Genomic DNA, 7,448 nt, shown 5'->3' with positions numbered 1-7,448 from the left:
CCCGGCCGGGGCGGCGGCGCGTCCTCTCGCCTCGGCGCCCCGCGCCCGCTAGCCTCCGCGCCATGACCCTGCCCGACGCCCCCTCCGGCCCGCGCGGCCTTCTGATCGCCGCCCCATCCTCGGGCGCCGGCAAGACCCTGCTGACCCTCGCCCTGCTCCGCGCCCTTCGCGACCGGGGCCTCGCCGTCGCGGGGGCCAAGAGCGGGCCGGACTACATCGACCCACGGTTCCACGAGGCCGCGACCGGGCGCGCCTCGATCAACCTCGACGCCTGGGCGATGCCGGCGGGAGAACTCCGCGCCCGCGCCGCCGCCCACGCCGTTGCCCAGTCCGCCGAGCTGCTGGCGATCGAGGGCGCGATGGGCGCGCTCGACGGCGCGGCCCCCGACGGCCACGGCTCGGCCGCCGACCTGGCCGAGGCCCTCGCCCTCCCCGTCCTCCTGGTCATCGACGCCGCCCGCATGGCCCAGTCCGCCGCCCTGCCGCTGGCGGGGCTGCGCGCCCTGCGCCCGGGCCTCGCCATCGCCGGGGCGGTGCTCAACCGCACCGGCTCGCCCCGCCATGCCGCGATGGCCGCGCGCGCCATCGAGGCCGCCGGCTTCGCCTGTTTCGGCGCCCTGCCCCGGACCGACGCGCTCGCCCTCCCGTCCCGCCATCTCGGCCTCGTCCAGGCCGGCGAGCATCCCGACCTCGAAGCGTTCCTCGGCGCCGCCGCCGCCGCGGCGGCCGGGGCGCTCGACCTCGCCGGCATCGCCGACGCCGCCCGTCCCCTCGCCCCCCCCGCACCCGCCGAACATCCCCGACGCCTGCGCCCGCCCGGCGCCCGCATCGCGGTGGCGACCGACGCGGCCTTCGCCTTCGCCTACCCGCATCACCTCGCCGACTGGCGCGCGCAGGGGGCCGAAATACGCCCCTTCTCGCCGCTCGCCGACGAGGCCCCCGCCCCCGACGCCGACGCCGTGTTCCTGCCCGGCGGCTATCCCGAGCTCCACGCCCCCCGCCTCGCCGCCGCCCGCCGGTTTCGGGCCGGCATGGCGCAGGCGGCGGCGCGCGGCGCCCGGATTCTGGGCGAGTGCGGCGGCTACATGACGCTGGGCGAGGGCCTGATCGACGCGCAGGGCGCCCGGCACGAGATGCTCGGCCTGCTGCCCCTCGTCACCTCCTTCGCGACGCGGCGCCTGCATCTCGGCTATCGCCGCCTGACGCCCCGCCCCGGCGCGCCGTGGCAGGGCCCGCTCCTCGCCCACGAATTCCACTATGCGACGGTGGTCTCGGAGGGCGCGGCCGAGCGTCTGTTCGACGCCGCGGATGCCGCCCACGCGCCCCTCCCCGCCATGGGCCTGCGCCGGGGCTCGGTGATGGGCAGCTACGCGCATCTGATCGGCCCGGGCTGAGGCCGGCCCCGGCGAAACCAGTCCCCGGGTTCAACCGGCCTCCCCGCCGCAACCGCCGCGCGGGCGCCCTGGTCCGACCGGCGCAGGGGTCGTCGCGCGGCCTGGCTCAGGCCCGGCGCTGCGGTCTCAGCACATGGGGATGCGCCCCGTCATAGAGCGCGCTGTCGCGGAAATCATGCTCGCCCAGCACCCGCCCCACGAAGATCAGCGCGGTGCGGGTCAGCTTCGCCTTGCGCACCTTCTCGCGGATATCGCTCAGCGTCCCGTAAAGAAACGCCTGGTCCGGCCAGCCCACCCGATACGCCACCGCCACCGGGCAATCCGCGCCATAAAGCGGAACCAGTTTCCGTTCGATATCCCGCAGGTTCCGGATCGACAGATGCAGCGCCAGCGTCGCCCCCGACCGCCCCAGCGTCTCCAGATCCTCGCCCTCCGGCATGCCCGAGGCCTTGCCGGCGGTGCGCGTCACGATCAGCGTCTGGGAGATCTCGGGCAAGGTCAGCTCCTTGCCCATCGCCGCCGCGGCGGCGGCGAAAGCCGGCACCCCCGGCGTGATCTCCCACGGGATGCCGGCCGCATTCAGCCGCCGGATCTGCTCGGCGATCGCGCCGTAAAGCGACGGATCCCCCGAATGCACCCGCGCCACGTCGAGGCCCGCCGCATGCGCCGCCTCGATCTCCACCAGAATGTCGTCGAGCGTCATCGGCGCGGTATCGAGCACCCGAGCCCCTTTCGGCGCCCCCGCCACGACCGCCGGCGGCACCAGCGAGCCGGCATAGAGGCAGACCGGACAGGATGCGATCAGCCGCGCGCCCTTGACCGTGATCAGCTCGGGGTCGCCGGGTCCGGCGCCGATGAAATGCACCGTCATCGCGGGCCTCCTTTCCTGTGAATGCTCTTCGACGGGCGGCCCCGCCCCGGTCCCGCCCGCGTCACGGCGCCCCGCGGCGCGGGCAGGCGGGGGCCGCCTGGCGCCCCTTTCGTCGCGCCGCTCCCGACGCTCATTCCGCCGCGACCCCGTCGATCCACTTGGCGTAGCCGCGGGGGGTGTAGAGCCGGAACCCCTCCGCCCCCGCGCTCCGGTCGCCCGTCTCGAACGCCCGGCTGCGCGAGGCGCCCACCAGCACCACCGTCATCATGTCGACCTCGTCGGTCCGCAGCCCCGCCAGCGTGCGCCGCGCAAGGCTCTCATCCGGGCGGCCGAGGCTGCGGGCCAGCAGCACCGGGGTGTCGGCCGGCCGGTGCGCCAGCAGGATCTCGCGGGCGCGGTCGAGCAGGTCGCGGCGGCGGCGCGAGACGGGGTTGTAGAAGGCGATGACGAAATCCCCCTCCGCCGCCGCCTTCAGGCGCTTCAGGATGTCCTCGCGCGGCGTCAGCAGGTCCGACAGCGAGATCGCGCAGAAATCATGCCCCAGCAGCGCCCCCGCCCGCGCCGAGGCCGCCTGCAGCGCCGAAACCCCGGGCGCGTTCACCACCTCGACCCGGCGCGCGGCGGCGGAGACCCCGCCCCGGCCCTCGTCCCGGTCCAGCAGCTCCATCACCAGCGCGCCCATCGCGTAGATGCCTGCGTCGCCCGAGCAGATCAGGGCCACGTTCCGCCCCTCGCCCGCGCGTTCGAGCGCATGGCGGCACCGCGCCTCCTCCTCGCCCAGGCCGAAATCGGCGCGCGGCTTGCCGGCGGCGAGCGGACCCAGAAGGTCGATGTAGAACCCGTAGCCGATCAGCTCGTCGGCCTCCGCGATCAGGCGCGAGGCCTCGGGCGTGCGCCAGTCCGCCGCCCCCGGCCCGATGCCGACGACCGAGAGCCGCCCGCGCCGCGCCCCCACAGCCCCCGGCGCCGCGCCCAGCTCCGCCACCGCGCAAGTGGCCATCGCGGTCTTGGCCTTGGGGGCGAGCAGCCGCCCCTCCGGCCCGGCCGCCGCCAGCGCCGCGCCCTCGGCGACGCCATGGCAACCGGTCTCCGCGAACACCACGTCGGACGGGTTTTCCAACCGCTCCGCCTCCGCCTCCAGCGCCGCCGCGGTGTGGAACCGCGCCGGCACGCCGAGATCGGCGGCAAGCGCATGGACCGCCGCCTCGTCCGCCTTCAGGTCCAGCGAGTGCACGGAGGCGACTTCCCAGGCCGACAGCCCCGCCTCCGCCAGCCGCTTGCGAACCAATCCGATCAGCTCATCCGGCGGGCAGCCCCGCGCGCAGCCGACGCCCAGCGCCAGCCGCTGGCGGCGGAAGATCAGCGGCGCCGCGCCCTCGACCGACAGGACCACGGGCGCGCCCGCTTCGGCCGGCCCCGCCTCACGCGCCACGCGCGCGCCAAGCGGCGCCAGCCAACCGGCCTCGCCCGCCAGCCGCGCCGCGCGCCCGGCCAGCAGCCCGGACATGGCCCCTTTCGCGTCCTCTGGATTCTCCAATCGCCAGCCGGCGGGCGGCGCGTCCAGCGCCACGCCGAGGCTCACGTCGCCGGCCGTGGTCACCGCCGCCGCCCCGCCGAACGCCTCCGCCAGCCGCCGCGCCAGATCATTCGCCCCGTGATGCCCCCCCAGCAGCGGCACGGCGACCGAGCCGTCCTCGGCCAGCGCCACCACCGCGGGTTCGGCCCGCTTGTCGCCCAGCAGCGGGGCCAGCGCCCGGATCACGATGCCCGAGGCCATCACCGCCACCATCGGGACCCCGGCGGCGAAAAGCCCGCGCAGGCTCTCCGCCACGCCCGCCTGGACGCCCGCCGCCCCGGCCGCCCCGCAAGGCGCGGCCCGTCCGCCCAGCGCCGTCACGGCGCGCCGGGCCGCGGCCTCGGCCGAGGGCGAGAACCACACCACCGCCGGCGCCTGATCCTGCGCCGCATCCCGATCCGTCGCGTTCATCGCGCCTCTCCCCTGCTCGTTCCGTTCCCGCCCCGCGCCCGTTCCAGCCCGCGTCCACGTCCCCCCGCGGCGCGGGCGCCCCGATGCGGCCTGGCGGGACGGAAGGCGCGCCGCCCGGCTTCAGCCGACATGCGCGTCGATCCCGGGCACCAGGATCATCGAAAAGTAAGGCGCCGCCGCCGGCGCCTCCGCCAACGGCGCCACCACCTGCCCGCCAAGGCTCGCATGGCCCACATAGATCGCCCGGTCCGCCAGGCCCTCGGCCTGCAGCAGCGCCGTCAGCCGGGCGAGCCTGCGCCCCACCTTCAGGATCGCCGCCCCGCCGCCGCCCGCGGTCATCGCGCGCAGGCGCGCCGCAAGCTCCGCCTCCGGCAGCGTCCCCGGCAGCACCGCCAGCCCCGAATCCCGCGCGCACAAAGGCCGTCCCGCCGCCGCCGCGGCGGCCGTCAAAGAACTCACCCCCGGCACCACCACGACCCGATGCCGCCCCGCGAGCCGCGCGAAAAGATACATGAAGGACCCGTAGAAGAACGGATCCCCCTCGCACAGCACCGCCACGTCGAGCCCCGCCTCCAGCCGCGCCGCCAGCACCTCCGCCGCCCGGTCATAGACCGCCTGCGCCGGCTCGCGCGCCTCGCGCATCGGGATCACGATGGGGATCTCTTCGATCCCCGCCGGGATCGACCCGGCGGCGATGGACCGCGCGAAACTGTTCCCGCTGTCCGGCGCCGGATAGGCGATCACCGGGCAGGCGCGTATCAGGCGGTCGGCCTTGAGCGTCATCAGCTCCGGGTCGCCGGGCCCGAGGCCGAGGCCGTAGAGCGTTCCGGACGCAGTTCGGGGCGCGGTCATGTCTCGAGGCTCCATTGCGTCACATCCATCGCCGGCCGCCAGCCGGTGCGCCCGCCGACCGGCGCGGCGCGCGAGATCGAGATCCGCGCCAGATCCCCGCCCAATCGCGCATGCAGCGCCAGCAGCAGCGCCTCGCTTTCCAGCGTCACCGCGTTCGCCACCAGCCGCCCCCGCGGCCGCAGGACGGCGAGCGCCGCGCCCACCGCCGCCTCGCTCAAGCCCCCGCCCAGGAACACCGCGTCCGGCGTCGGCAACCCGGCCAGCGCGTCGGGCGCGGTCCCCTCGCGAATGTCCAATCCGGGCGTGCCCAAGCGGCGCGCATTGGCGGCGGCGAGCGCCCGGCGGTCGGCCCGCGGCTCGATCCCCACCGCCCGGGCGCCCTGCGCCGCGCGCATCCACTCCACCGCGACGGACCCGCAGCCGCAGCCCACGTCCCACAAAAGCTGCCCCGGCAATGGCGCGAGCCGCGCCAGCGTCACCGCGCGCACCTCACGCTTGGTCATCACCCCGTCATGCTCGAACAGGTCGTCGGCGAGCCCCGGAGACGCCGGCGCCAGCCGCGCCCCCTCCCCCGCCACGCAGTCCACCGCCAGCGTGGTCAGCCCCGGATGCGGCGGCAGCCGGCCCGCGCCCCAGGCGGCGGCGGGCGCCTCGGTCCACGCCTCGCGCGGGCCGTTGATGTGGGAGAGCGCGCGCATCGGGCTCTCGCCATAGCCGTCCTCGACCAGGATCGCGCCGATCTCCTCCGCCGTCTCCGGCCCGGCGGCGAGGATCAGCAGCCGCGCGCCGAGCTGGATCCGCGGGCGGATCGCCACCGCGTCGCGGCCATGGACGGTGAGCGGCGTGCAGGTCTCGAACCGCCAGCCCATCCGCGCGGCGGCGAGCTGGAAGGCGGAGACATGGGGATGGATCACCGCATCGGGAAACGCCTCCGCCAGCCTTGCGCCGGCGGAGAACCACAACGGGTCGCCGGTGACCAGAACCACCGTGCGCCGGCCCTCGAGCATGGCGATGCGCTCCACCAACACGTCGAAGGGCGAAGGCCAGCGGATGCGCTCGGCCCTGGACCCGGGCGTGAGCGCATGGTGGCGGGCGCCCCCGACGATCACCTCGGCGGAATGCAGCGCCGCGCGGGCGTCGGGCGAGAGGCCGTTCGGCCCGTCCTCGCCGATCCCCACGATCTGGAGCCAGAGGCCGCTCATCGCGCGGTCTCCGTCGGGGTGGCGAGCCCGTCGCCGCGCAGGCCCAGCGCCAGCGCGTTCACCGCCGCCGCGGCGATGGCCGAGCCGCCCATGCGCCCGTGCAAGGTCGCGAAGGGGATCCCGCGGGGGTTCGCGGCCAGCGCCGCCTTGCTCTCGGCCGCGCCGACGAAGCCCACCGGAAAGCCGAGGATCGCGGCAGGACGCGGCGCGCCTTCGTCAATCAGCTCCAGCAGGCGGAAGAGGGCGGTCGGCGCGTTGCCGATGGCGATCACCGCGCCGCCGAAACGGGGCGCCATCAGGTCCATCGACGCCGCCGAGCGGGTCGTGGCCTCCGCCGCCGCCCGCGCCCCGCAATCGGGATGGGCGATGGCGGTCATCACCTCCACCCCCTCGGGCAGCCCGCGCCGGATTATGCCATGGGCCACCATCGCCGCGTCGCAGATCACCGGCGCGCCGGCGGCCAGCGCCGCGCGCCCCGCGGTCATCACCTCGGCCGAGGCCTCCAGACCGTCCGCCGCCTCGACCAGCCCGCAGGCATGGACGACGCGCACCGCCAGCTCGGCGAGGTCCGGGGCGAAGCGATCCAGCCGCGCCTCCGCCCGGACAATGGCAAAACTCTTTTCGTAGATGCAGGCGGGGTCGCGTTCCCATGACCCGTCCCACGGCTCGGCCGGGGCCTTCCCGGGCGGACCATGCCGGCGCAACGCCGCTTCGTGGCCGAGGCCGAGGATCCAACCCTCTTCAGCCTCCGCCACGCGCCGCTCGTCGCCGGTCAGACCCTCGGGCGCGGCCAGAAGCGGGGCCAGCGCGCCCTCCGCGTCGAGCCTGGCCAGAGCCTCGGCGATGGCGCGGACCTGGCCCGCGTCCTTGATCGGCTCCGACGGATGTGGGGGGATGAGCGAGGGGTAGATCTCGGCCAGCACCGCTTGCCCCGGCGCGGGGGGGGCGGGGTCGAAGCCGGTCTCGAACGGCCAGATCGCGGCGCGGCCCGCGACGCGCGGGTCGGCGCGCAGACGGGCGAGCGCCGCGATGCCGGTCAGCGCCTGCCCGCCGACCGCGCCCGCGCCGTTGAGCTGCCACACGGTTTTGGGGCGCGACCCGCGGGCGAGCGCCATGGCCTCGGCCCGGCGATGCTCGGCCAC

General features: G+C 76.1%; 6 protein-coding genes. 1 reads left to right on the top strand and 5 read right to left on the bottom strand.

Annotated elements, in window-relative coordinates; genetic code table 11:
* Positions 1-62: 62 nt before the first annotated feature.
* The gene (locus ACTB72_RS19390; protein WP_463038662.1) at positions 63-1,394 is read left to right on the top strand and encodes a cobyrinate a,c-diamide synthase; all 1,332 of its coding nucleotides are present in this window, start codon (positions 63-65) and stop codon (positions 1,392-1,394) included.
* A 106-nt stretch (positions 1,395-1,500) separates the two neighbouring features.
* Here ACTB72_RS19390 and cobM read toward each other — a convergent pair whose 3' ends face one another.
* From cobM to ACTB72_RS19365, 5 genes are all read right to left on the bottom strand, one after another.
* Positions 1,501-2,265, bottom strand: coding sequence for a precorrin-4 C(11)-methyltransferase (cobM, locus tag ACTB72_RS19385; RefSeq protein ID WP_463038661.1), 765 nt, complete (start codon positions 2,263-2,265; stop codon positions 1,501-1,503).
* A 130-nt stretch (positions 2,266-2,395) separates the two neighbouring features.
* A complete protein-coding gene (cobJ, locus tag ACTB72_RS19380; protein ID WP_463038660.1) occupies positions 2,396-4,252 on the bottom strand; it encodes a precorrin-3B C(17)-methyltransferase in 1,857 nt (618 codons plus the stop codon).
* A 120-nt stretch (positions 4,253-4,372) separates the two neighbouring features.
* Positions 4,373-5,104: a precorrin-2 C(20)-methyltransferase gene (gene cobI, locus ACTB72_RS19375; RefSeq protein WP_463038659.1), complete on the bottom strand. Its 732-nt coding sequence runs from the start codon at positions 5,102-5,104 to the stop codon at positions 4,373-4,375.
* The gene (gene cbiE / locus ACTB72_RS19370) at positions 5,101-6,306 is read right to left on the bottom strand and encodes a precorrin-6y C5,15-methyltransferase (decarboxylating) subunit CbiE (RefSeq protein WP_463038658.1); all 1,206 of its coding nucleotides are present in this window, start codon (positions 6,304-6,306) and stop codon (positions 5,101-5,103) included. The genes cobI and cbiE overlap by 4 nt, the downstream gene beginning before the upstream one ends.
* On the bottom strand, positions 6,303-7,448 hold a 1,146-nt coding region (locus ACTB72_RS19365), incomplete at its 5' end, for a precorrin-8X methylmutase (protein WP_463038657.1). The genes cbiE and ACTB72_RS19365, both read right to left, overlap by 4 nt.

The organism is Albimonas sp. (assembly GCF_055129145.1).
This window is presented reverse-complemented; position numbering and strand designations above follow the sequence as displayed.

Coding starts and splice junctions, on each gene's coding strand:
- ACTB72_RS19390 (WP_463038662.1), top strand. CDS start 63: ATGACCCTGCCCGACGCCCCCTCCGGCCCGCGCGGCCTTCTGATCGCC.
- cobM (WP_463038661.1), bottom strand. CDS start 2,265: ATGACGGTGCATTTCATCGGCGCCGGACCCGGCGACCCCGAGCTGATC.
- cobJ (WP_463038660.1), bottom strand. CDS start 4,252: ATGAACGCGACGGATCGGGATGCGGCGCAGGATCAGGCGCCGGCGGTG.
- cobI (WP_463038659.1), bottom strand. CDS start 5,104: ATGACCGCGCCCCGAACTGCGTCCGGAACGCTCTACGGCCTCGGCCTC.
- cbiE (WP_463038658.1), bottom strand. CDS start 6,306: ATGAGCGGCCTCTGGCTCCAGATCGTGGGGATCGGCGAGGACGGGCCG.